The following is a 26,186-nucleotide window of genomic DNA, read 5'->3' as shown; positions in this document are numbered from 1 at the left end:
GATGTAGACCAGACTAGCGTTTCTGAATAGCGCAGTAGTGTCGTAGAGCAATGTTTTGCGATATGCTTCTATATGACTTCAATGTTAACTACCATTTCTTGTTTACGAGGGTTCGAATCCCTCTCTCAGTATGAGATAGCTCAGTGGATAAAGCAGCAAGACAGGTGTCGTGGGTTCGATTCCCGCCATACATGATGCGTATGTAGCTCAGTGGGTAGAGCACTGGACTTTTAATCCAGCGGTTGGACTTAAAATCCATTCCATCAAAAGTTGATCACTTGTAAAAATGATCTAATGAAAATAGTGCAAAGCAGTCCGGTGGTTCACAGGTTATGGATCAATTGAAAGCCATTTTTACAAAGTAATTCTAAATAGGATAAAGATGCTCTTCCCGCATCATAGAAGTTAATGGCGTTAAGAAATAGCGAAGCCTTGGAGCTATTTTAGCCATTAAGCTTCGGTTTTAGCGTAGCGCAGTGAAGCTAAAAATGTCTTGGGAAGAGTGCACTTTTTTGGTTTCGTTTTTTGTGCAACCAAAAAAGGAAAGGAGGAATAGTTATAAATCTTTTTTATTACGCAAAAAGATTGCGTAGAGCAGATAGACATTTGTCTTGTAAATGAGAAATCATGAAAACAATACCAAAATACCTGATAGAAAAAATAGTAGCGGTAACCCACGGTTCGCTGTCAGTTAAGGCTTTTGAATCATGGTTATATGAAAATGAAGAATTATCCGATCAAATTACAAAAGATGCATTTGTACTAGAATTATATGCTATCAATTATTCTAAGAAAGGTGTGAAATATGCGTTGGAGAAATTACTTACTGATACTTTGGGTCAAGATCATTTTCAGATGTATAAGATCAAGATGTTGCTTGAAAGTTTACAGTTAGAATCTACCGATTTACTTAGGATATTGGATCAATTGTATAATTTGTGGACCTACAACGATTATAGTTTTCTGGAGCACTTATCGCATTGTTATTTTATGGTTGAAGAATGTGAATCGTATCATATGCCGGTTCCTGATGATACACAGCAATACATCAGGGAAGAAGCAACAGTTTTGCTAAATGTAATACAGCAAGGTATGGATAAGGATCACGTTCGACTGGAAGAGTTATCTTTTCCCAAAAGACCCTCATTATATGATGCTTTAAAGTCGGATGGCAATGAAATCGGTGAAACGCTGACACAACTTACGACAGAGGCCACATCAAAGAAATCATGGTGGACCGAATTATTTAGCGCTTTCAAATTTAAGCGCTAGTCACCTTTAAAATTAGAATGTTATGAATAACAATATAAACGGAAATACATTAATCAATTTGGGTTATACGCCCGACAAATGGTTTAAAGAAGCCATTGAATACATCAATACACATCAACTGGAAGGAGAGGAGATGTTAAATTATTTGGAGCAATTTAAGACACCTCCAATGATTCCTTTGCATTCCGAACCCGTTGCTTACGCGCTAAACTTAAAAGCCGAAAACGAGTTGGAACAAGAGAATGTGAATCAGGTGATTGCGACCATGAACGAAGTCATGAAAACACCTACGGTAGTAGGTGGTTCTATCATGCCGGATGCATGTCCTACCTCATCTTTGGGAACCATTCCTGTAGGAGGTGTGGTGGTTACTAAAAATGCCATCCATCCGGGGATGCATAGTGCAGATATTTGTTGTTCGGTGATGTTGACCGATTTTGGTAAAACCGATCCGAAATTATTGATGGATGCGGCTTACGAAGCTACACACTTCGGGCCTTTTGGTAGAAATCGAGATGAGCAATATCCTTTTCCAACCGAGTTATTAGAAGCTTTTGAAGGGAATCGAATCTTGAACGATAATAATATGATTCAAGTCGCTCGTAAACATTTGGGAACGCAAGGAGATGGGAATCATTTCTTATTTATCGGAACGTCTAAAAACACGGGTAATACAATGATGATCACACATCACGGTTCCCGAGGTGTGGGCGCACGATTGTTTTCTAAAGGAATGAAAATGGCAGAGAAGTTTAGACAGAAATTGTCTAAAGAGACTTTGAGACAAAACGCCTGGATTCCATATGATACTCCTGAAGGTCAGGAATATTGGGATGCTTTGCAAGTGATCCGAAAATGGACGAAAGAGAATCATATGGTGATTCATAATGAAACGGCACGAAAAGCGGGAGCACAAATTGAAAATCGATTTTGGAATGAACACAATTTTGTATTTCAGGATGGTGATTTGTTTTATCATGCAAAGGGTGCTACGCCATTGAATGAGAATTTTATGCCGGATATCATTGGTCCGCGATTGATTCCTTTGAATATGGCTGAACCGGTCTTGATTGTAGAAGGGGAGAGTACAGTTTCCAATCTAGGTTTTGCGCCACATGGTGCAGGACGAAATATTAGCAGAACTCAGCATAAGAGATCTAAGGGAGATACACCAATTGAAGAGATTTTTGCTGAAGAAACAAAAGGATTAGACGTACGTTTCTTTTCAAATGAAATTGATATTACGGAGTTACCATCTGCCTATAAAAGTGCGCAGATGGTTCGAAATCAAATGGAAGAATTTGGTTTGGGTACTGTGATTGATGAAGTCTTGCCCTATGGATCAATTATGGCTGGAGATTATGCGAAGAATGCTCCATGGAGAGTTCGTAAAAGAGAACGAATGAAAAAGGAGAATAAGTGAGTTTAAGGTTTAATCTGAATACTACTGTGGTATGAGGGTTAAACCTTGATTTCTTGTTTGTTTTCTTTTGTTACTTCGACAGGTTTAGCATTCGGTAATATATAATCAATCGTATTTAGATATTTTGAGAATTCTGAATCGGTCGAAGTACAAGGTTAAAAGAACAAAAAAACCGCATCAAACGATGCGGTTTCTATTTTGATTCATGCTCGGGTTAACATGAACTATTGTGCGAAATCTCTATAATATTTGTGTGTTAAAATGTAAAACTTACCTCAACTTCCCAGTCACCATTTTGAAGGGTGAATTTACCAGTAGCTACCTTATCGTAGTCTTTAGGTAAAAACTGAATAGATCCCATGTTTTGATCTGGAGTATTATTGTCCTGATCGAAAAAAGTCAATGTGCATGCATCATTAAGAGGTATCGTATCAGTAGGTAGTCCTGAATCCGTTCCGAAAATAGCTGGTGTACCCTGAACTACATTTTCTACAACTTTAGAACTGGTATAAACCTCATCTTGAGATACCGTTTTGATAAGTTTAGGATACATATCTGCAGTGGTAAGTGGGTCCCAGGAGGTTCCGTTATTGGTCTCCGGCCATTTAAGAACTTTGATTTCCTGAATGATCATTTTGGTTGGATGAATATTGATTCCAATGGTGGCAATAAAGAAATCTTTAACACCATCACTGTTTATAGCTGTTAATTTCACTGTATAATACCCATAATATTCATAATAATGAATTGGAGACTCTTCGGTTGAAGTATTTCCATCTCCAAAATCCCAGATGTATTTTTCTGCATTAAAAGAACAGTTTGTGAATTCAACCTTTAAGGCTGTTGGAGTAATTTTAGCATAAGCGGACCAACATGCTTCTGGTAGTGGCGCAGGGTTTGGATTCGGATTTGTTGGAGGGTTGGTAGAAGGAGGTTGCGGATCCTCTTTTTCACAACTTTGAATGGCTGTCATTCCAACCATCATTAATAACATCAATACCCAGTTAAATTTTCTCATCACGATTTGTGTTTTGGTTGTCTTTTTGAATTAAAACGCGGCCAAAGTAGTATTTCAGCAAATCATTTCAGAATAAAGCTTTAAAATGTCGCAAAATGATTGTTTTGTAACGTTTCATTGCTGACATTCCTGAAATAAATTCATACCCATCAAAATGTTATTTTTACTCTATGGAAATTGATTTTGAATTCTCTACAGAAATGATGCTTTTGTTGGGGCAGGTTTTGATGGCGCATACGTTGACGCTAATGCTTCATGCCTTGGTTGGATTTGTTTTGGGTACCGTAGTCGTGCTCATTATCTGGAGAATGATCCGGAAATATAGTGGGTTTCAGCGAAGTTTTGAATCCAGTCTGACCCGTGTGGGCGTGAAGATATTACATGTCTTGTTTTACGGTTCCATCATAGCGATGAGTGTTACGGTGAGTTTGCATTTGGGGAGTGTGAAAATTGTAGATCACGAAGTGCAACGTGGGGTGGATTATGGATTAAAGTACTGCCGGGAGGTTTATTTTGAAGATGAGGAGTTGATTCAGGAAGTTTTTGATGCAGCACAAACGGTGTATGCTGCAGGAGGTGGAGTATCGGAGATGAACGAAGCCATTGCGCAGGGAATGGTAGATGCCATTAGTGAAAAATATGGATTAGGTTTTATGGGCAATGGATTATTGGGTGGAGCAAAATCCGAAATGGTCACCCAATTAGAGTCTATTGAAAAAGCAATCATTTTTATCTCGGTATCCAAATCGCTCGAATACATAGGGCAAGAAGATTTGGTAGAACCCGACCAATTGGAAAATGCGTTTAACCAATGGATTCATTCCGATTACGAGAAGACCTCTCAAGATGTCAATTCGTTTATTCGGATCCAGATTGTAGATCAAATCAAACCTTTGATTACCAGTATCTGGTTACCGTTTTATCTGGTAAGTGGGTTGGTGGTTCTATTAACGGTTTTGGAGGTGGTGGTTTATTATTGGAAGGGTTGAAGCAGAGTGAAGATGTCATAGAAGACCTTTCTAGGTCTTAAATCTTAAGCATCATGCATAACATTTTTTCTAATCCTAAAGAAAATTGACGTTCATTCTCAATTGAGTTAATTGTTGCTAGTTTTTAGTCTGTGATGTTTTGTATTGTTTATTAGTGATTTGCGAGGTTTTTATACGTAGTTACCACATTAGTAAAATACGGGTTTATACGGATGTGATTTTAAACATGGTTAACATAGCTTGCGAAAACAAAATGAGTAACACAATTTAAAAGGTTCTGTAATAAAATAATAGAACCATTGTAATAATCTGTTAAACTGTGTATATAAGGAAAAACTCAAACAAATAATACAGTTGAGTGATTGAAGTAAAATGAAAAATCAAAAAAGTACTAAGTATAAAAATTCCAATTAATCATAACTTAGGAATATTTAGATTGATTCCAATAATTACTGAACTAGATCTATTATTACATTTGAGATTATAAAAACAAATTGATAATGTGGGACTTTAAATCTGAAAACACAAAAACTCATACACATGGATTTCATACTTATCCTGCAATGATGATACCCCAAATTGCTAAAAAGTTAATCACTGACTATGGAACAAACGCTCAATTGCTTTTTGATCCGTATTGTGGAACGGGAACTTCATTGGTTGAGGCTAATTTGGCGGGTATCAATGCAGTCGGTTCGGATTTAAATCCATTAGCTAGACTATTAGCAAAGGTAAAAACGACACCAATAGAAATACAAACACTTAAATTTCATTTACATGATTTTGATCAATACCTATTTAGGTTTCGTTTTGGGTTTGATGGAGCAGATTCAATTATAGCTCCTAGTTTCCCTAGAATCGATTTTTGGTTTTCAAAAGATGTTAAGCAAAAGCTCGCGGTTATTAAAAAATATGTTGATAGAATTGAAAACAATGATATTTCAGATTTTTTCAAAGTAGCACTAAGTCAAACTATTAGAGACACATCTTGGACTAGAAATAATGAGTTTAAGCTTTATAAAATGAGTAGTGAGCAAATTAAAAACTTTAGTCCTGATCCTTATGGTAGAATGGAGTTTGTGTTAGGAAGAAATTTTAAAAGTTTAATAGAATTCATAGAAGGACGAAAAAATGATTCCGTATCTAAAGTTTTAAATGTTAATACAATTAGAAGTGTTCGAAAAAACAAAGTTTTTAATACTGGGGTAGATATGGTTGTAACTTCACCTCCTTATGGTGATTCTGCGACTACAGTTGCTTATGGACAATTTTCTACCCTGGCAAATCAATGGTTAGGCTTCATGGAAAATGGGAGGACTTTGGATAAAGACTTAATGGGAGGACAAAGAGCTGTTCGATTAAAAAAATTCAAGAGTGAGGCTTTAAATGAAAACATTAGTGAGATTTCAAAAGTAGATTCCAAAAGAGTTCTTGACGTTGTCTCTTTTTTCAGTGATTATGAAAAGTCGATAAAAAACGTATCTCAATTAGTGAATCCAGGTGGCATCTCATGTTATGTTGTCAGTAATCGTAATGTTCGAGGGACAACAGTTTTGACAGATCAAATTACTAAAGATTTCTTCGAAAATTATGGGTTTGAACATATCGATACGTTTACCCGAAAAATTTCAGGTAAAAGAATGCCTCGACAGAATAGTCCTACTGGCAATGTTGGTAAAAAAGTAAGTCTGATGAACAAGGAGTTTATAGTAGTAATGCAAAAGAATTAGCAATGGGTATCGATTACACAAATGAGCAACAAAAAGCTTTTAATACTCTTGATAGTGATTTGCAAATTATAGCTTGTGCTGGTTCCGGGAAAACCGAAGTAATATCAAGAAGGATAATCAATCTTCTTAAAACAGGAAAAGCAGTGCCTGAAAATATTATTGCTTTTACCTATACTGAAAAAGCAGCAGGAGAGCTAAAAAATCGAATTTATGAATTAGTGGAGGTTGAGTTTGATAATAACCTCAAAGGGATGGCAGAAATGTATATAGGTACGATACATGGCTGGTGTTTTAAAATTTTGCAAGAACATGAATTCGAGTATCAAAAATTTTCAGTGCTTGATGAAATACGCTTAAAGCTATTTGTAGATAAAAACTACAAAACCATTGGTATGAAAGACATTTATCAAATAGATAAGCCTGATTTACCAATGAAGATGTTCGTGGATACGGATAAGTACATACAAATTATGAACATTGTTAGCGAAGCGAGAGTAAATCCAGGTAAAGGGATTCCAAAAAATGTCATAGAAGCTAGAGAGAAATACGTTTCAACATTAAAAGAGAATGGATATCTGGACTTCTCAATGATAATGAGTGAAGCGAAGAAACATTTACAGTTAAAAGGAGACTTTTTTCATAAAGTTTGTGACAAAATAAAGTACTTAACTGTTGATGAGTATCAGGATATTAACCCCATCCAGGAAGATGTTATTAGATTAATTCATGATTCTGAGGTTAATATCTGTGTTGTAGGAGATGATGATCAGAATATTTATCAATGGAGAGGTAGTGATATCGATTATATAATAAATTTTGAGGAAAGGTATAGTGAACAATCCGAAATACAGCAGGTTAAGCTCATTCAAAACTTCAGAAGTTCTGAAGGTGTTGTTGATATAGCACAAAGTATTATTGCAAAAAACAAAAATAGACTTGATAAAAAAATGGTTTCTTCAAGTCATCATGAGTATGAGAGAGACAATATATTATACAACGATTTTGACACCGAAGAAGAAGAGAATGACTTCATTATTGAGTCCATTAAAAATTTAAGAGGAAAAGCTTTCGTAGATAAACCCGGTAATGATAATAGGGGATTAGATTATTCTGATTTTGTAATACTGATTAGAAAATGGAGTAAAGCTGAGGGGATTACGAAAGTTCTAGACAGTCAAAACATTCCTTACGTAACAGGTGGTGTAAATAAGCTATTTGATTCAAAAGAGGTTAAGGCATCCTTAGGAATTTTTGAGTTTCTCAACAATGAAATAGACGAAGCCGAGTTAAAAAAGCTTTGGTTAGAAGTTGATAAGAGTAGGATTACGCAAGAAAGACTATCGAAAGCAATTGAAAAATTAAAAGAAGAAAATCCCGATAGAGAAATATTAAAGAAAGATGGAGTATCTCGCCCTGTAATGTATTGGGAATTTTGCTTACAGGAGATATTTTGGAAGTTCCTAGAGAATTCAGGAATTTCTGAAGAAACATTTGAAAAAACAGAAGACAAACACGATAATACTTTTGGGGAGGTTATAATGTATAATCTGGGTAAGTTTAGTCAGGTTATTAATGATTTTGAATCCATAAATTACAAGACGGGTAGTTCATCTTTTTACCTTTTTAATTTTTTGAACTTTATAAAACATGCTGCTAAAGATTATTATCCAGAAGGTTGGATTAATAGTACCTATAAAACTCCAAATGCTGTTCAAATAATTACTATTCACCAATCAAAAGGGTTGGAATTTCCTGTTGTGTTCATACCTGGAATGAATAGAAACTACTTTCCATCAAAAAGGAGAGGTGGTGTAACTGAATGGAAATTTTTGAATGCTGATATAATCGAAAACTCAGATAAATATAGAGGAATTGATGATAATAATGAAGCGGAACGAAGATTGTTCTATGTAGCTGTTACTAGAGCAAAAAAATATTTATTTATTTCTAGAGCTCCAGCTCTGAATAACAGATTGTATCAAAAACCATCACTTTTTATAAATGAAATAACCAATTCGGATTTTTTAATTTCTTCTAGCAGTGAAAAATTTGATAACCTTGAGGAATTATCACCACAAGCAAAGGATTCAACTAATAATATTAGTTTGAATTTTTCAATTTTAAAAGACTTCTTCGATTGCTCATATAGATTTAAATTAATTTCTATTTATGGATTTGCTTCTCCATTAAGTCCGAGAATGGGGTTTGGCAAAACTATTCATGATTCACTATCTGAGATTCATAAAAGAGCCTTTGCTTCTGAGAATATTTCAAAGGAGAATACAGAGAATATTGTTTCAAACCACGAAAATTTTCCATATGCACCTCCTGAGTTGAAAAAGAAAATGAAGAAATCAGCTCGTGATGTTGTTTCAAAATACATAGAAGAAAATCAAAGCGAATTTAATGAGATTGAATTCGTTGAAAAGGATATTCAGTTAAACCTTGGAGATGGAATTTTTGTTTCGGGACGAATCGATTTAATAAAAAAGAAAGACTTCAAAGGGAAAATGGAAACAACCATTATAGAGTTTAAATCGAATGATGAAGCACAAGATAAAAAAATAACAGAAGAACAATTACATCTGTATGCTTTAGGACATAGAGAATTAACAGGTCAAAAGGCTGACTATATAAGAATATATATACTTCAGGACAAAGACGAATCTAAAGAGAAAAAGGTTATTGTTAGTGACCGTGGTATACCCAAGAAATTAAGTGAAGATCATCTAACTGCAATTGAAGGGAAAATACGGAATGTAGTAACAGATATTCGTGATAAAAAATTTGACAAGGTCTGTAAGTATTCTATTTGTAAAGAATGTGATCAAAAGCTGCTCTGTAGTGGCTATATAATTTCAAAAGCTAATAAATAGTATGATTAGCGATGTAGAAATAACGGCTTTATTTAGTAACCCCGAGGATACGTATGTTATACATTATGCATACATGGTGGTAGATGATGCCAATGGTAGCTCAAAAAAGATAATAAGTGTTTACGCTAAGAATCTAAATTCAACAGACAGCCGGGAATTTTCCATTGATAAAATATCAGCTAATCATGATATTCCAAAGGAAGACATTAATGATATTTTTGATGATCTAGAGGAAATAGTTTTAGATGACTTTAATTCCTTCCTAAAAGAAAAATCGAAGTGTCATTTTATATACTATGGAGAAGAAGATGGGCTCGGTTTGATTTTAGATGAACTCAAAAGAATATTTGAGGCCCGGAATAAACTAGATGCAAAAAAGAAATTTAAAGAAATTCCAACAGCAAAAAGGAAAAGTATACCATATTTGTTCCAATTTAATGATAGCGATAAAAGCCTTAAAAAATTTGTAAAAAAGTACAATGAAAATAAATTACCTACTGGCTTTTTAAGTTGTGATGAAGAGGGAGTGTCTTTTGAAAAGGGAGCCTATAATAAGGTTAGAGAGTCTGTTTTGTGTAAAGTTGATTTTCTAGTAACCTTACTAAATTCAGAACGGAATCAGACATCTCAATCATCACCCTATCTAGGTCCTCTAGATATTGAAACAATAAGACCCATTGATATTTTGAAGAATTTGAATATAAAGTCATGGATCTTATTATCAGGGATTGTAGCTGCTATTTTTGGAGGAGGATGGGGATTGAATAGTTGGATTAATTCTGGCGAGAATAAAGATCTTCAAAAGAAAAATGAAGCCTTGAAAGCTGAAATTGAGAAAAGTAAATCTGATCACTTTGAACAGCTTTCCAAAGTTGCAGATTCCCTCAATACTTTGAATTCCGAAAAAATTCAAAAGATTCAGAATAAATACGAAAGCAAGTTAGATTCGATTTTAAGCGATACTTCAAAAGTGTCCAAGTAGTATATAATTATCTATGAAAAAAACAAAAAAACTATTTAGGGAAAGATGCCAATACAATTGAAAGCACGCACAAATATCTTTCATATAGTAACCACAGTAAATACACAATCGGGAATTATATCAAAGAGATGAATCATCTCTGCTGTTATTACCAAAGAAGCCCATAGTTAATAACCAAGCAACAAATTCAAGATTATCTTTACCACCTTGTTACAACAAAGAAATTTGGTCCTAATCCCTGGAATAAAGTGTACAAGGATAATTTGAGCCATTTGGTAAGAATCAATAACTAAGAAACCTTACACCCAAGTTTCTTTAATAATTTCTGCATATCACTCATTGCTTGTGATCGACTTTTATGAGTCTCAATGTATATTCCATTAATGCTTAATTCTTTAAAAAACTTTTTGCCATTTGGGTGTATTGGTTTGAAAGAAAAAAGATACCGCTCTTTGCTCGTATGATATGGCGCCAAATCCATAATTGGTAATTTACAATCTACAACATACTCTAGGGCTGATTTATAAAATTCAGGAACGGTTGAACCTTGAATTAATCGACCGTTAGCTTTAATAGATAATAATTTTGCTTTTTGTTCGATGCTGGAATTAGGGAGAATTAAACCCTCAGGTTTTTTTCTGGAAACAAACTTAATAATACTTGAATCTCCTTTTCCAGTTTGGGTAATAGCTCCAATATATTTTAGAGTGTTTAAATTTCCAGTAATAGCACCTGACTTCTCATTCTGGTAACCAAACAACTTCACACATGCTTGCTTTAATTCTCCTCTGGTTAATTGTCCTTTTTTCTGAATATGGTCCAACATTTTAGTAATCATATTTTCCGGATGACCTAAAGATTTAATATTGGCAATAACATACTGAGGATAGTGATCTGATATTTTGGGAGTCTGAGAAGGTTTATTTCTAATTGTCTTAGTGCTAGGGACGTTATTTAGAAATTCATACATGAGAATCAAATCGTCTTTAGATTCAAACCAATTGTATTTAATGCATGTAATGTTGTTTGTTTTTTTCGCTCGATTTAAATCCTTTTCAGCAAAATCCTTTGCTATAAGAATAAGTTCAATATCATCTTTGATAATTTTAGAGCTTTGAGGAATATTAACTCCTAATTCTTCTTTAACATCAATATATATTTCTAAGTAGTTATCCTCAATAAAGTCTCTGTAATCGTTTGCTTGACTTCTTATATTCCGATCAAAGTCCTTTTTTAATTCAACTACAACAAATTTTCTACTTTTTCTATTGAAAGCTAGTATATCAATTCTTCCATCACGGTCTTTCTTTCTAACATTACCTGACAAGGTATACTCAACCTTAATAAAAGTTAATTCTGGAAATATAGAACTCCAATTGTCTTTTATGAAAACTTGTAAATCATTCTCTGATCTGTCAACTGAATTTAAATGCGTTCCATATTTATTTGAAAAAAGACGATTCATTTAATAAGTCAACTATTTAGTAGGAACTAACAACTCGCGAATATCTACATCTAAAATTTCTGCAACCCTTTTTAAATCCTTTAAATGAGGTTGTGATTTGTTGTTGCACATTGAAGTAACAGTATTTGGATTCTTCTCCAATTTGGCAGCCAATTCTTTTTGGCTCATTCCTTTAATAACTAGGACTTCCTTAATTCTATTAATTCTTTCAGACATGCTCCAAAATTAGACAAAAGCAGTAGGGGAGACAACTCTTTAGAATCTAAAATATAGGTATATGCAATGATAATATTGGTTAAAACAGTTATTCTATCAAACAAACCAATGAAAATATTTTGAATTGTCATATGTTAAACCTAGATTTGCATAAGAATAATCAATGAAATAACAGTTGTAAACAATTATTCAATATGACAAACAAAGATTTAATCGTTCGCCTGATTCAACAAGACTTAAAACACAATCAGTTAACTGCAAGACTAAGAAAAGCAGGGCTAGAGGGAGATGAAGTTTTCTATTTGGGAATTTTGGAAATCGTATCTGATCTGATGGGAGTACCCAGAGTGAATGATATTGAAGAAAGGTGGTCAGATATATACATCAGCTTTATGAATGATGTTGTTCACTTTGAAATTTCTGGACGAAGCGATTCGTACAAGCCATTGGCGGAAATGTGCTATATAAGATTAAAGTCTGCTATAGAATTTGGGCAAAATATGACTGCATAATATTATGTTAAATAGAAAAGCGCGTTAGCCCGAAAGAAATGCGGGCCGATGTTGGGGTGAACATTTTCACTGACTGCAAGGAAGTAATTGGTATTTAGGCATGCGTCCCAATAGGAATCGGGATAATGCGAATGCCGTTCAGAAATCTTGATTTTTTGGTTCGTCCCCAAAGCCTTGGGGATGAACTCTAATATAAATCACAACCATAACGAAATGCCTGAAAGAATCAACGGGCTGAGAAATGCAGTTCCACATAGAAATAATTAAATCACTGAGAATCGCGTAGAATTTAAATTCCTGGACTATTTATCGAATATGCGAAATTTTGGATAATTCTGAATGCGTGAGAATTGCGTATTTGAAAAGTTTTCGGGCAAATGGTTAAATACGAGAAATTTGGGAACTGAATTTTGATTTGAATTGAAATCAGTTTTTGGAAGGATTTAGTATGTGAATCGTTTTATCATAACCGGGATTATAGAATACAGCATAATTGATTAACCAGTAACCGTAAATCGTTTTAACATAATATCGTGCCGTTCTCGGAAATTTAATCGTTCCTCATAAATCACCGAGAACTGATATTATGCTAAATACTGCGTATACACGATTTACAATATTTTTTTCCTATAATTAATATTATGTTAAATAGTGTTTTCTGAATCCACTCCATTTATGTGGTTTATTGGAAATCTATACAGCTCATAATTCGTGTGTGCACATTTTAAAACATAAAAAAACCACCTGTGCACTACAGATGGTTTTAAAATTGTTTTATGTGAAATAGCTTATTTCAATAAAGCCAATAAACCTTGAAGCTCTGTTAAGTTTAATCCTCCGTTTTTGTCTTTGTCCAAAGTATCGAAGTTATCAGCCACTTGTCCCTGAGCTTCGTTTTTGCTAATTGACTTGTCTTTGTTCAAATCCAATAACCCAAATAATTTGGTGATATCGTCCATGCTAGAGTTTTTGGTTAAACTCGATAACAATTGCGTAGCAGCCATATTGGTTAAACTTGAGCTTTTAGATTTCTTTTCAGTAGTTTTTGTTGCATCTCCTGATGCATCCTGGGTTGAACCACAACTTGCTAGTATCAGTACGGTTGCAGCCGATAAAATAACTTTTTTCATTTGTGCTTATTGATTTAAAGCGGCAATAATACACCTCTTTCGCTACAAAAAAGGATTCAAAACGCTAAAAAAAGCATTCCGAATCCTTCCTGTCCTAAATAAAAAACGAAGCGTTTACTCAAACTTCAAATACTGAATCAAATTGACTTTGGTGGCATTGATGGCTTTAATGCCTACAATGGTAACCACCAGAATGATCAGTAATATGGGTGTAATGAAATATGGCCAAATTGGCATGTCAATTCTATAAATAAATTCGTCTAACCAGTTTTGCATCAAATAATAAGCTATTGGAATTAAGACAATTGCCGCCATTCCGGTAACTTTGATAAATGTTTTAACCAGTTGATATACAATCTCCTTAACCGAAGCGCCTAATGTTTTACGAATCGCGACTTCCTTCAGTCGTTGCTGAATAGTTAATGTGGCTAACGCAAATAATCCCATTAATGCCACCAGAATCACAATACCAGTTAATACGCCAAACACCACCCGTTGTTTTTGATATTTCCTATAGGTACGTGCAAACTGATCATTTAAAAAACGATATGAAAACGGATAGCCTTGCTCTACATTTTCTTTCCAGAATTCCTCAATGGTCGCCATGGTTTCAGGTACATCATTTGGCGCAATTTTAAATTGAATATTGCTTAAACTATTAGGACCCCATGGGAATGTTTTCCAGTGGTACATAAACATATGATTGATTTTGACATCTACACCATCCACATAATAATCCGCCACTACTCCAACCACATTCATGTTTTTTTCATAGCCTAGATTGATACGTTTGTTAATCGGATCATCAAAAATGCCCAAACTCCTGGCAGTGATTTCATTAATCAATACGTTATCTATCGTATCCGAAGCATATTCAGGAGATAGTGCTCTCCCCTTTAAGAGTTTAATACCTGCAAAATCCAAATAATTAAAGTCTATTGTATTGGCATTGGCATTCAGATTAATATCCTCGTAATCCACATTAGTGGTACTGGAACTTCCTCCTCCTGGTACATAAGAATTACTGGAGATATCTAATATATTCGGGTGCTTGAGCAGTTCTTTTTTAGCCAATTCGTATTTCTGAAAAGCATTTTCACGATCGTTCAGATAAATCACCACAATTTGGTCTCCCTTAAAGCCTAAATCCTGATGAATCATAAATGAAACCTGTTCAAACATCACCATCGCACCAATCAGGAAAAATCCGGAAATCAAAAATTGGACGCCTAACATGGATTGACGGACTAAAATACCCTTCTTGCTTCTGGAGAAATTCCCTTTTAAAACGTCTATGGCTTTGTAATTGGCCGCGTATACAGATGGAACAATTCCAACTAAAATTGCAATCGCTACAGTGATACTGATCATTTGGAACAATACATCCGAATTGAATAATGAGAGTTCTACATTCAGATAGGTATTGAAATATGGTAAGATGAGTTCTACACTGATTAATGCCAGGATGAGTGCGATAAATGCCTGGATCAACACTTCAAGTACAAAATGAATCGTGATAAAACTTTTGGACATTCCCAGGGTCTTTTTGATTCCTACTTCTTTGGCCCGTTGAAATGCGGATGCGGTAGACAAATTGATGAAATTCACACTGGAAATAATGATGAGTAAAACGGATAATGCTAACATGGTCATCATCAGTTGGTAATTTCCCATCCCCTCAGGGCCTCCATCATCTCCGCGTGAATGAAGTCTGATTTCGGCCAATTGATCCAGCCACACATTTGTCCCGTATTTTTCTTTGAAGGTTTCTAAAGGCATACTGGCTTCTTCAGCTCCCGGAATCATAGAGTATTTATCAAAAATGTCGTCCATTTTTTTCTCTACGGCCTGTATATCAGAACCCTTTTTGAGCTTCACAAACAAATTACTATAATAACTCCCCCATTCCTGACGCAACTCATTTTGATATTGGGTCACCATAGAGGGTTCAAAATAAGAGCGTCCGGTCAATTGATAAACAGCTACAATCGTGAGTGGTTGTTTTCTGATTTCAATGGTTTTACCTAATGCAGATTCATTCCCAAAATAGGTTTTGGCCAGCTTTTGGGAAATGGCAATATGGGTTTTAGACTTGGCCAATTCATCCGGATCACCTTCCAGGATAGGAAAAGGAAAAAACGAAAAGAAATTGTCGTAACCCTCCAGAATGTCTTCCGTATAAATAGACTTCCCTCCTGCTTTTACCAGAAAAGCATGATACCACGATTGACTCAGGTAAAAGTCTTCCACCTCTGGAATTTCTTCCAAATATGTAGGACCTTCAACAGTAGTACTATTGGCCCATACTTCGCCATCGGGCATTAAGTGAATCACATTGTAAATGTCTTCTTTATAAGGATTCCAGGCATTGTGACTCTTTTCATCATTGATATAGAGCAAAACAATGATCAATCCAGCTAATCCCAGTGTTAAACCCAGGATATTGACCATCAAATTGAGCCAGTTTTTCTTACTGTTACGGAATAGTATTTTAATCCAGATCTTGAACATAGGTTATTCGAATTTTAAATATTGAATGAGGTTTACTCGCGTGGCATTATAGGCTTTGCTCCCCACTACAGTAAATACAAGCAGCAGCAAAACAATTGGCGCTACGATATAGGGCCAAATCGGCATCTCTATGCGATATACAAAGTTATCGAGCCATTTATGCATGGCATAATATGCTAAAGGCAAAAGGATCACCGAGGCCATCAAAGTAATTTTCAGGAAGCTTTTGACCAATTGAAAGATAATTTCGCTCACTGGCGCTCCTAATGTTTTACGAATCGCTACTTCCTTGAATCTCTGTTGAATGGTAAGCGTTGCCAAGGCAAATAAGCCTAACAATGAAGTGATAATGACTACAATGGATAGAATCATAAACATGGATTTTTGCTGTTGATAGGATTCATAATTCAAAGCAAACGACTCATCCAGAAAATGATAGGTAAAAGGATAATTCGGCTCCAATTCATTTAACCAAAAAGTTTCAATTGCTGAGAGCGCTTCTTCTGTACGACCCGGTTTTACTTTAAATTGCACAAATCCTACCCAATCTTTTACAAAGTCGTAATATTCCCAATTGACCATAAACATTGGATATACATCCTGATCAAATCCATTGATATGGTGGTCTTTGACCATGCCAATCACGGTTAAGTCTCCCGCTTCAGACCAACCTAAATTCACTGCTTTTCCAATAGGATTATCATAAATGCCAGCCAATCGTGCAGTAGTTTCATTGATGATGATGTTATTTGAAGAGTCAGAAGCCCGATCGGATGAGAAATAACGTCCTTTCAACAATTCTACTCCGGCAAATTCCAGATAATTGGCATCCATAGCGTTACTACTGGCATTAAAGGAATGTTCTCCATATACAAAGTTGGTTCCTGAGATATACCCAAACCCCGGTACAATCAAACAACTGGAAATATCTTCAATATTTGCATTTTGTTTTAACACTTGTTTGGCCAATAAGTACTTGTCATATTGATCTACATTTTCATTCAGATTTACGATGATAATCTGCTCCTGATCAAATCCAGGATCTTTGGTCATCATATAGGATACCTGAGAATAGATCACCATCACACCAATTAAAAAGAATCCTGAGATGATAAACTGTAGTGCCAGCATCAGATGACGTACCACTACTCCTTTCTTGCTTCTGGAGAAATTGCCCTTAAGTACTTCAACCGCTTTAAAATTGGCTAAGTAAATGGCTGGAAGAATCCCTGCGACTAATGTAATCGCTATGGTGAGGACTAATATTTTAAATAACAACCAGCCATCATTGAGTGACATGGATTTATCTATGAAGTCATTGTAATACGGTAATAAAACTTCAACCAGGATCAAAGCGAGTAATAGTGAGATAATGCCTTGAAAGACAATCTCAAGAACGTATTGCCACATCAATTTGTTTTTAGGTAAACCCAGGGTCTTTTTGATTCCAACTTCCTTAGCTCTTTGTGCAGCAGATGCAGTAGACAGGTTAATAAAATTGACTGCGGAAATAGTAATGAGCAGAATGGATAATCCGAGTAAAACCATCATGAGTTGATAGTCTCCCAGACCTTCAGGACCACTGTTTTCCGCTTTATGGTGAAGCCTGATATCCTGGAGTAATTCTGGCGCAATTCGGATTTGTCCAATGGCTTCTTCGATGCGCATCAACTCCACATCTTCCTGATCAGTTAATTTGTTTAAGATGACATCATCCATTTTTTGCTTCACTACATCAATATCCGCTTCAGGTGTGATTTTACAAAACAATTCGTAGTTGTAGTTTCCATGGCTATAAGGCAAATCTTCTTCGAATTGAATCAAAAACTGAGGTTCAAAATGAGAATGCGGAGGCTTTTGATACACCGCTGTAACTAAATATTCTTCGGTTCCAATCTTGATGCTTTTCCCGATAGGATTCACATCTTTAAAAAAGATCGGAATCATTTCTTCGCTTATCGCCATGTGGTGTGGCGCCTTGACAAATTCCTCCACAGAGCCCTGAACAATTTCAAATGGGAAAAAGTCAAAGAAGTTTTTCTCTGCCTGACTGATCTTCCCCATAAACTGACTTTGGGAAGTGGTTTCAACCATTCGATCGTAGTAAAATGGAGAGACCATTAATGCTTCTTCTACTTCAGGGATTTCTTCCAGAAACAGTTCTTTTTCGGCTGTAGTTCCCACGTGCCATATTTCACCGTTTTGCAATTGATTGGCCAGGCGATAAATCCGTCCTTTATAAGGATTCCAGGCATTATAACTCATTTCATCGTTCATGTATAACAACACAAAAATGAGCCCTGCAATTCCCAGGGTAAGTCCCAGGATATTTACGGATACGTTGAGCCAGTTTTTCTGACTGTTTCTAAAGAATATTTTAAACCAGGTTTTGACCATGAGTTGTGAAGATTATTGAACCAATACGTCCATTTTGTGCACATTGTTTTTTTCCGAGATGATCATCCCGTCTTTCATCGTTACAATACGACTGGAAAATTGCGCATCATACGCGGCATGAGTAACCATAATGATGGTGGCCCCTTGCTGATGTAACTCAGTCAATAGCTCCATCACATCATTCCCATTCACACTATCCAGATTTCCGGTAGGCTCATCTGCCAGAATCAATTTAGGTTGTGTCACCAAAGCACGTGCTACGGCTACCCTTTGCTGTTGCCCACCAGAGAGTTGCAGTGGAAAATGTTTGGCGCGATGCGAAATGCCTACACGTTCCAGAATTTCAGTGACACGCTTTTTACGCTCTGCAGATTTTACTCCGTTGTAAATCAATGGGAGTTCCACGTTTTCGTATACAGACAGTTCATCAATCAGGTTAAAGTTTTGAAATACAAAACCAATATTGGCTTTACGGATTTCAGCACGTTGTTTTTCAGTGTGTTTGGAGACTTCTTCCCCATCAAACAGATAACTTCCATCATCAGGAGCATCCAGCAGTCCGATAATGTTTAGTAAAGTGGATTTTCCGCAACCGGAAGCTCCCATGATGGATACGAACTCTCCTTGTTGTACTTCCAATCCCAATTGATTGATCGCAGTGGTTTCCACTTCCTCCGTGCGATACGTCTTTGTTAAGTTAGAAATTTTGATCATTTTATATTGAATATTTAGTTTAGTTGATGCTTTGTTAATTGTTTTAATTCAGTTGATTATGTAGTTATGTTTCAATTTGAATCTCTGCCACATCTTCAAATCCTTTATAGTCAGAAGTGATCACCTGATCTCCTGCTTTTAATCCATCTAAAACTTCATAATAAAAAGGATTCTCGCGACCAATTCTGATATTTCTTTTCACGGCTTGCTGTTCAGTATTTAATACAAACACCCAATTTCCATGTGTGCTTTGGTAAAACATTCCTTTTGGTAAAAGCAATGCAGCACTATTCCCTGACATAAATACCTTGGTTTTTAAGGTCATTCCGCGTTTAGCTTCCGGAATAGAATCTTTGTCAAAGCTCAATTCCATTTGAAATTGTCCATCCACTACCTCAGGATGAATTTTTGAAAGTTTTACCGGATAGGTTACTTGATTTAATGTGACCATACCGTCCAATCCTTCATATAACTTGGAGATATAATATTCATCAGCTTTCGCTTCTAGTTTAAAACCGTCTAATACATCGATTTTAGCAATGTTTTTGCCTTGTGGATAGTTTTCCCCAAGAAGTGGATTAAAAGACGATAACAGCCCACTTACAGGCGCTTTTACCAAAAAGTTTCCTTTGTTTTCTCTCAGCATTTTTAAACTCAATTCCATATTGTGAATCGAAAGATTGATTCGTTCCAATTGAATGGCTCTGTCTCGTTCTTCTTGCGAAATACTTTTACGAATGGCAGCATTTCTTTTGCTTTGATATTGATATTCCTGAACGGAAGCTTCGTATACGTTTTTAGCAATCACACCATCGTTATATAAGGTCGTATCGGTAATGTATTGACGTTGTGCCTTTTTAAATGCATTTTCAATGCTTAAAAATTGCTCTTGGAGAGTCAATTGTTGATTTTTAATATTCACACGAATATTCTGTAGGTTGTTGATTTGTTCGGTGATGGCGGTTTCTTGTGTTAAATAGTTCAACTCCGCATTGGGATTGAAAATTCGTAACAAGACATCTCCCTTTTCTACATACTGTCCGGATTCAGCAAAAATCTCTGCTACAGCTCCACCTTGTAGTACATTAACCAGCACGGTAGTTTTAGGAACGATAGTACTTTGAAGTAATACCACATCTTCGAAATCACCAGAAACCACTTTTTTAATGGATAATTTTTCACGATTTAAATGCACCTGTTTCTTGTGCGTTAAATTCAATGAGATCAATCCAATAACCAGTAAAACTGGAATCGAAATAAAGGCGATTCGTTTTAACTTTTTGTTTTTTGGTTGTATTTGTTTGTCCATAAATAATGTTCTGAAAAGAGGTTTGCCAAGGATGTGCCAGAGGATTAATGTTTTACAATCAATTAAAAATAAAGACTTTATGATTTAGTAAAACTTCTTCTTTGTTCGAAATCGAACAGTCGGTGTGCGATTTTGAAACACTTCGATCAAGGTTCCATACCCAAAATGGGAGAATATCGGACTGTTGTACCGATCTAACCTTTTCTTGAAAGTACGTGGTTTGCCCTGTTACTAAAAGAATAAGCACAATGACCAATAGACCAAATGAGGTGAATGACTTACTGTATATATCTGAAATGGATTTCATTATGTAAAGTTTATTTCCATAAATTCCACAAATGTGCCAACAGGAAATGATTTGTAAATCGCTGTTTTACAGGGTTGAATTTATTCCGGTGTATTTTTATAGTGTTCATTATCGGACATATATTTGTTCAATTCCAAACATCTTACTACTCTTACACCATGCGGAAAAAAGAAGCGACAATTTTACTGGTAGATGATGATGCAGATGTGCTGTTTTCAGCACGCATTAGTTTAAAGAAATTTTTCTCTAAAATCATTACCACTACAGAACCCAAAGAGATTCTATCTTATTTGACGCATGAGACCGTGGATGTGGTGTTATTGGATATGAACTACCGGATTGGTTTTGATGATGGCAAAGAAGGTTTGTATTGGCTGAATCAGATCAAAGAAACACATCCGGAAACTACCGTGGTATTAATGACAGCTTATGGTAGCGTGCATTTGGCAGTAGATGCCATAAAACAAGGTGCATCTGACTTTATATTAAAGCCCTGGAATACAGAAAAGCTTTACGGTGTGATCAATGCGGGTGTGGAATTGGCACGATCTAAACGTAAAAACAAACAACTTCAGAACATTCAGGATCATAAAAACAAAGAGTTTCATCAAAAGACCGAGCATATTGTGGGGCATTCCAGGTCTATGAATGAGGCTGTTAACCTTTTACGTAAAGTGGCGCCTACAGATGCCAACATCTTGATTCTGGGAGAAAATGGTACGGGAAAATACGTATTTGCAAAGGAGATTCATTTACAATCACAGCGGAATAATGCACCATTCATTCATGTGGATTTGGGCGCATTAAATGAGAACTTGTTTGAAAGTGAATTGTTTGGATATGCCAAAGGTGCCTTTACAGATGCGAAAAAAGATACGCTAGGGCGTTTTGAACTGGCAGAAGGCGGGACGATCTTCCTGGATGAAATTGGGAACCTTCCCCTCCACTTACAATCCAAGTTATTGACGGTAATTCAAAATCGTAAAGTAGTCCGTTTAGGAGAAGCTACCGAACGCCCTATAGATGTAAGAATTATTTGCGCGACCAATGCACCAATATATCAGATGGTGGAAGAACAGACTTTTAGACAGGACTTATTGTACCGAATCAATGCGATAGAATTGAAACTTCCACCCTTACGTGAACGCGTAGAAGACATTGAATTATTGACACATCATTTTGTATCTAAAATGAGCCAGAAATATCATAAACAAAATTTTGATGTGGCTGCTCCGACCATTACCAAACTTAAAGAATATCAATGGCCCGGAAATATTCGTGAATTGGAACATATTATTGAACGTGCGGTGATTATATGTGATGAATCGACCATTCAACCAGATGACCTTCATTTTTCGTCACAGCGTTTTGATGTGGATGTCTCAGGAAGTCTAAATCTGGAAGACACTGAGAAAAAGCTGATTTCCAAAGCTATGGAGAAACATCAGGGAAATATTTCTAAAGCAGCTAAAGATCTAGGTTTGACACGTGCTGCATTATACAGACGTTTAGAAAAACACGACATCTAATGAGCCGAAAGCAATATATGATATTAGTCATCCGGATACTTCTCCTTATGGTGAGCGGAATGATCATTTTCTATAGTGTTCAGAATCAATTTGTGATTACGGCTGTGGGATTTGCACTCTTGGTTGTTTTTCAGATTTACTTGCTGATGGAACAAATGAAAAGCCAGTTTGCAGACATTGAAAAGTCTGTAGATTGCTTATTGCATGATGATTACAGCAATGTGCTTTCTGCTGAAAAAAGGAAAAATGTATTGCATGATAAGACCGCACTACTCTATGAAAAGTATCGTGATCAGCATCTGGAGCAATCGTCCGAACAACTGATATTTGATAATATTATTGAAAGTCTAAGTATTGGTATTCTGATTTTAAAAAGAGATCAAAACCAACAGATTCAGGTGTTTAAAATCAATAAAGCATTTACCGATTTCCTCAAGATACCCAAGTATTATCAATGGGATTTACTCCAAGGTAAAATCACCGCATTAACTGAAGTAATTGACATGAAAGACTGGCAATCGATCAAACATGTGATTTCTCTTGCGGTAAATGATGAAATGGAGTCCTTTTTTCTGAAAACATCTGTCACCAGCACTTATGGTTGTGATTATATGATTTTAACGCTGGAAACGGTTCAACAACTCATCAACAAAAAAGAAAAAGAATCGTGGTTTAAATTAATGAATGTGATGTCGCATGAAATCATCAATACCATCACTCCTATTAGTAGTTTGGCAGGAAATCTGGAAACACTTTTAAAGGATGAACCAAATGATGCTGAGACGCTACAGGAACTGGAAACAGGTTTAAGCATTATCAACAAACGTTCTGCCCATTTGACTGATTTTGTAGACACTTATCGGAAACTCACAGAATTACCACTCCCGGAAAAGGAACGTACAGACCTCACCACGCTGATTTCACAAACTTTGACTTTGTTTCAATCTAAATTCAACGAATTAAGTGTTGAAATTCAGTTTGATGATTCAGAATCTCAGATGTTATTTATTGATCAGCATCAAATTGAACAGGTGTTTATTAACTTGTTTTCGAATAGTTTACATGCGCTTGAAAACACTGCGCAACCTCAGATTAAAATAGAGGTGCAACAAGATAAACATCGCACACAGGTCACCATATCTGATAATGGCAGCGGAATTCCGAAGGATCTTCAAGATAAAATATTCATTCCGTACTTTACAACACGCAAAACCGGTTCTGGCATTGGTTTAACCTTGACGAAAAGCATCATGGAAGCGCATGGTGGCGGAATTCATTTAAAACGTGACACATCAGACACTTCTTTTGTTTTGGTGTTTATGCATTCATATCATTTATAAACACAAATTTCTATGTGTAAATCCTTCTTATTTATTGCACTTTTTAGCCTCTCAACCCTACTAATGGCCCAACAAAGCACTAGCGAATATCTAACCAAAGTTGCGGTAGATTTTAATGAACCCGATTTGATACCGGATAGTATTTTACAAAATCATGATCTCTTTTTTGTGGGTGAAACACATGGGTTTAATGATAACTATCGAATTGCCTGGAAAATGATCCAGGAATTTAAAAGTAAAACCAATTTTAAATACATGTTGGCCGAAATGGATTGGGCTTCAAGTCAGAAGCTGAATCAGGCTTTGTTACAACAAGATACGATGGCTTTAATAGACTATATGAAAAAATCTAAAGGTTCCCCAGCCTGGTGTAAGGAACGTTACGAATTGTATAAAAAGATCATGCGTTTAAATCAGGAGTCTGAGGTGAAAATCCAGTATATTGGTGTAGATGTGCCCTCTGGAGGAATCAAACTATCACTGCAACGTATTCAAGCCATCAGAAAGGCCTATCATGCTTCTACAGATACTTTGGATGTAATACTCGGACAAACAAAAGTAAACGATAGTATTATCGCGCTAATTGGGCAATTAAAGCTTCCAATACCCACTACAGGATACACTGAAAACGATCTTTTTGAACATAATTATCATGTGCAAAACATCCTTGGATATTGGGAAGCAGCCAATACTGCTACTCAGAATGATTGGGATCGTGTACGTGATTCCTGTCAATTTGAAAACTACAAGCAACTGGAACGGTATTATGGATTAGAAAATGAAAAGATGCTAGGGATCTGGGGGTATGTGCATACGTTTCAAAAGGAATCTGAACGCATCAAATGGTTTGCTTCGCGTTTAAACAAGGATTTAAATAAACGGATTTATTCCTATCGTATCTTTTATTTCAATAGTCAATGTATGCTACCCGCTAGCTGGGTCCCGGGTGTGATTAAGTTTTACCGCTCTCCGGTTAAACTGTATTATAACATGGATGTGCAAAATGATGACCATTGGGCAGGTGGTAAAAAAGAAGGCGTTAAAGATTTAAAGAAAGCTACAGCTAAAAAGTCTATTACTGTTTTTGACCTTGATCGTTCAGAATCACCTTATAAACAAGAGCCCTGGCTATTACTAAATTATGGAACGGATTGGTTTACGACCGAATATTTTCAATCTGCTATTGTGGTTAGGCATTCTGAACCCACTACTCCATTAGGTGTGAATAGGAAATGATTAAAAAGTTTATGTTTGTGACATTAACTTTTTAAAACTCTAAACAATGATTTACGAAGATGTACTGGATATTGAAGAAGAAAGACCAGTAGAATACAGAAATGCCACTAAAACAAAGCGATTTTTAAATTATCTAATCGATAGAATAATATTATTTGCTGTAGGTGTGGTAGCTTATATAGGTCTCGAATATATAAACGTAGTTATACCTGATAATCAGATATCCAACTATTTGTTTGGTAGCGCCATAGGATTTGTGTATTATTTCATTTTTGAGGTTTCAACACAAAGGACACTGGGGAAACTTATTACAAAAACAAAGGTGGTTACTGAGGATGGATTAACTCCTACTCCTCATTTATTAATCACACGATCATTAAGTCGTTTTGTTCCATTTGACGCGTTTTCGTTTTTAGGATCAGAAGATACCGGATGGCACGACAGATGGTCAAAAACACGTGTGGTAGAGATTGATTAAAACTTCAAGCGTTCTTTAATTGCAGCAGTATAACTGGAACCCGTGGTGATTTTCATTTGGTTAATGTGTTTCATTTCAAAAACGAGTTTGCCATTGAATCCTTTACGGATCTCATGGATTTCGTGTTCGTTAATGATACTTGATCTATTCAGTCTCATAAAATGCTCGGGAAGTTTCTTTTCCAATTGACTCAATGATTGAGAAATCAGATGTTTCTTTTGATCCACGGTATATACTGTAGTCAATTTATCTTCCGCTTGAAATAAAACGATATCGTTCAAATTCACGATGGTAATTTTATCACCTAATGAGACCGTGATAGATCGCATCACTTTGGGCGGGTGTAAATGTTGAAGAAGCGTTTGAATACTTTGATGATCAAATGTTTGTGATTCTGGTTTTAATCTGGAGATCTTACTCATAGTAACTTCCAATCTTTCAGGTCGAATGGGTTTCAATAGGTAATCAATGGAGTTTTCTTCAAAAGCCTGAATGGCATATTCATCATATGCGGTGGTAAATACAATATATGGTTTGACCGAAAGCTTCATCAGCATTTCAAATCCGTTTAAGACGGGCATTTGAATGTCCAGGAAAATCAAATCAGGTTGAAGAGCCTCTACTTTTTGCAAACCCTCACCCCCATTCACCGCTTCATCAATGATCTCAATTTGATTGGAATATGGTTGGAGAAGCTTATATAGCCTTTGTCTTGCTAGTGATTCGTCTTCTATAATAATCGCTTTGATCAT

The 26,186-nt window shown here is 35.8% G+C and carries 20 protein-coding genes; 11 read left to right on the top strand and 9 right to left on the bottom strand.

Translation table 11 applies throughout. The annotated features are described in order from the left end of the window. Positions 1-627: 627 nt before the first annotated feature. Together KFE94_17260 and KFE94_17255 are read left to right on the top strand one after the other, a co-directional pair. A complete protein-coding gene (locus KFE94_17260; GenBank protein ID UTW66378.1) occupies positions 628-1,272 on the top strand; it encodes a hypothetical protein in 645 nt (214 codons plus the stop codon). A gap of 22 nt (positions 1,273-1,294) precedes the next feature. Continuing rightward, on the top strand, positions 1,295-2,695 hold the full coding sequence (locus tag KFE94_17255) for an RtcB family protein (protein ID UTW66377.1): 1,401 nt from the start codon (positions 1,295-1,297) through the stop codon (positions 2,693-2,695). 256 nt (positions 2,696-2,951) lie between these two features. On the opposite strand, the gene KFE94_17250 is transcribed toward KFE94_17255, so the two are convergent. Beyond that, entirely contained in the window at positions 2,952-3,713 is a 762-nt protein-coding gene (locus KFE94_17250) for a PKD domain-containing protein (GenBank protein ID UTW66376.1), read from the bottom strand. 170 nt (positions 3,714-3,883) lie between these two features. On the opposite strand from KFE94_17250, the gene KFE94_17245 reads away from it, so the two are divergent. The 4 genes from KFE94_17245 to KFE94_17230 all read left to right on the top strand — a co-directional run bounded on the left by KFE94_17245 (position 3,884) and on the right by KFE94_17230 (position 10,290). Continuing rightward, positions 3,884-4,702 (top strand): hypothetical protein, encoded by an 819-nt coding sequence (locus tag KFE94_17245; protein ID UTW66375.1) that lies wholly within the window; start codon positions 3,884-3,886, stop codon positions 4,700-4,702. A 500-nt stretch (positions 4,703-5,202) separates the two neighbouring features. After that, positions 5,203-6,432 (top strand): DNA methyltransferase, encoded by a 1,230-nt coding sequence (locus KFE94_17240; protein UTW66374.1) that lies wholly within the window; start codon positions 5,203-5,205, stop codon positions 6,430-6,432. Between the two features lie 2 nt (positions 6,433-6,434). Continuing rightward, on the top strand, positions 6,435-9,308 hold the full coding sequence (locus tag KFE94_17235; protein UTW66373.1) for an ATP-dependent helicase: 2,874 nt from the start codon (positions 6,435-6,437) through the stop codon (positions 9,306-9,308). Between the two features lies 1 nt (position 9,309). After that, the gene (locus KFE94_17230) at positions 9,310-10,290 is read left to right on the top strand and encodes a hypothetical protein (GenBank protein ID UTW66372.1); all 981 of its coding nucleotides are present in this window, start codon (positions 9,310-9,312) and stop codon (positions 10,288-10,290) included. 289 nt (positions 10,291-10,579) lie between these two features. Here KFE94_17230 and KFE94_17225 read toward each other — a convergent pair whose 3' ends face one another. Together KFE94_17225 and KFE94_17220 are read right to left on the bottom strand one after the other, a co-directional pair. Next, positions 10,580-11,755, bottom strand: coding sequence for a hypothetical protein (locus tag KFE94_17225; GenBank protein UTW66371.1), 1,176 nt, complete (start codon positions 11,753-11,755; stop codon positions 10,580-10,582). 12 nt (positions 11,756-11,767) lie between these two features. Next, positions 11,768-11,971 carry a helix-turn-helix transcriptional regulator gene (locus KFE94_17220; protein ID UTW66370.1) on the bottom strand — a complete coding sequence of 68 codons (204 nt, stop codon included), beginning with the start codon at positions 11,969-11,971 and terminating at the stop codon, positions 11,768-11,770. A gap of 194 nt (positions 11,972-12,165) precedes the next feature. Here KFE94_17220 and KFE94_17215 point away from each other — a divergent pair, with 194 nt between their 5' ends. Continuing rightward, the gene (locus KFE94_17215; protein ID UTW66369.1) at positions 12,166-12,483 is read left to right on the top strand and encodes a hypothetical protein; all 318 of its coding nucleotides are present in this window, start codon (positions 12,166-12,168) and stop codon (positions 12,481-12,483) included. A gap of 788 nt (positions 12,484-13,271) precedes the next feature. Here KFE94_17215 and KFE94_17210 read toward each other — a convergent pair. The 5 genes from KFE94_17210 to KFE94_17190 form a co-directional block, all read right to left on the bottom strand. Continuing rightward, positions 13,272-13,613: a hypothetical protein gene (locus KFE94_17210; GenBank protein ID UTW66368.1), complete on the bottom strand. Its 342-nt coding sequence runs from the start codon at positions 13,611-13,613 to the stop codon at positions 13,272-13,274. Between the two features lie 114 nt (positions 13,614-13,727). Continuing rightward, the gene (locus tag KFE94_17205; GenBank protein UTW66367.1) at positions 13,728-16,124 is read right to left on the bottom strand and encodes an ABC transporter permease; all 2,397 of its coding nucleotides are present in this window, start codon (positions 16,122-16,124) and stop codon (positions 13,728-13,730) included. A 3-nt stretch (positions 16,125-16,127) separates the two neighbouring features. Then, positions 16,128-18,521 carry an ABC transporter permease gene (locus KFE94_17200; GenBank protein UTW66366.1) on the bottom strand — a complete coding sequence of 798 codons (2,394 nt, stop codon included), beginning with the start codon at positions 18,519-18,521 and terminating at the stop codon, positions 16,128-16,130. 12 nt (positions 18,522-18,533) lie between these two features. Beyond that, a complete protein-coding gene (locus KFE94_17195) occupies positions 18,534-19,235 on the bottom strand; it encodes an ABC transporter ATP-binding protein (protein ID UTW66365.1) in 702 nt (233 codons plus the stop codon). Between the two features lie 64 nt (positions 19,236-19,299). Beyond that, a complete protein-coding gene (locus KFE94_17190) occupies positions 19,300-20,544 on the bottom strand; it encodes an efflux RND transporter periplasmic adaptor subunit (protein UTW66364.1) in 1,245 nt (414 codons plus the stop codon). A 465-nt stretch (positions 20,545-21,009) separates the two neighbouring features. Between KFE94_17190 and KFE94_17185 the strand changes: the two genes are divergently transcribed. The 4 genes from KFE94_17185 to KFE94_17170 all read left to right on the top strand — a co-directional run bounded on the left by KFE94_17185 (position 21,010) and on the right by KFE94_17170 (position 25,434). Continuing rightward, positions 21,010-22,380: a sigma-54-dependent Fis family transcriptional regulator gene (locus KFE94_17185; protein ID UTW66363.1), complete on the top strand. Its 1,371-nt coding sequence runs from the start codon at positions 21,010-21,012 to the stop codon at positions 22,378-22,380. 17 nt (positions 22,381-22,397) lie between these two features. Continuing rightward, the gene (locus KFE94_17180) at positions 22,398-23,720 is read left to right on the top strand and encodes a GHKL domain-containing protein (protein ID UTW66362.1); all 1,323 of its coding nucleotides are present in this window, start codon (positions 22,398-22,400) and stop codon (positions 23,718-23,720) included. Between the two features lie 63 nt (positions 23,721-23,783). Next, on the top strand, positions 23,784-24,956 hold the full coding sequence (locus tag KFE94_17175; GenBank protein UTW66361.1) for a hypothetical protein: 1,173 nt from the start codon (positions 23,784-23,786) through the stop codon (positions 24,954-24,956). Between the two features lie 46 nt (positions 24,957-25,002). Further along, a complete protein-coding gene (locus KFE94_17170) occupies positions 25,003-25,434 on the top strand; it encodes an RDD family protein (GenBank protein UTW66360.1) in 432 nt (143 codons plus the stop codon). Here KFE94_17170 and KFE94_17165 read toward each other — a convergent pair. Further along, entirely contained in the window at positions 25,431-26,186 is a 756-nt protein-coding gene (locus KFE94_17165) for a response regulator transcription factor (protein ID UTW66359.1), read from the bottom strand. The two genes, KFE94_17170 and KFE94_17165, sit on opposite strands and share 4 nt — an antisense overlap.

The sequence above is a fragment of the bacterium SCSIO 12643 genome (assembly GCA_024398135.1).
GTDB lineage: Bacteria > Bacteroidota > Bacteroidia > Flavobacteriales_G > Salibacteraceae > CAJXZP01.
Note: the sequence above shows the minus strand (reverse complement) of the source record. Positions and strands in the feature narration are given on the sequence as shown.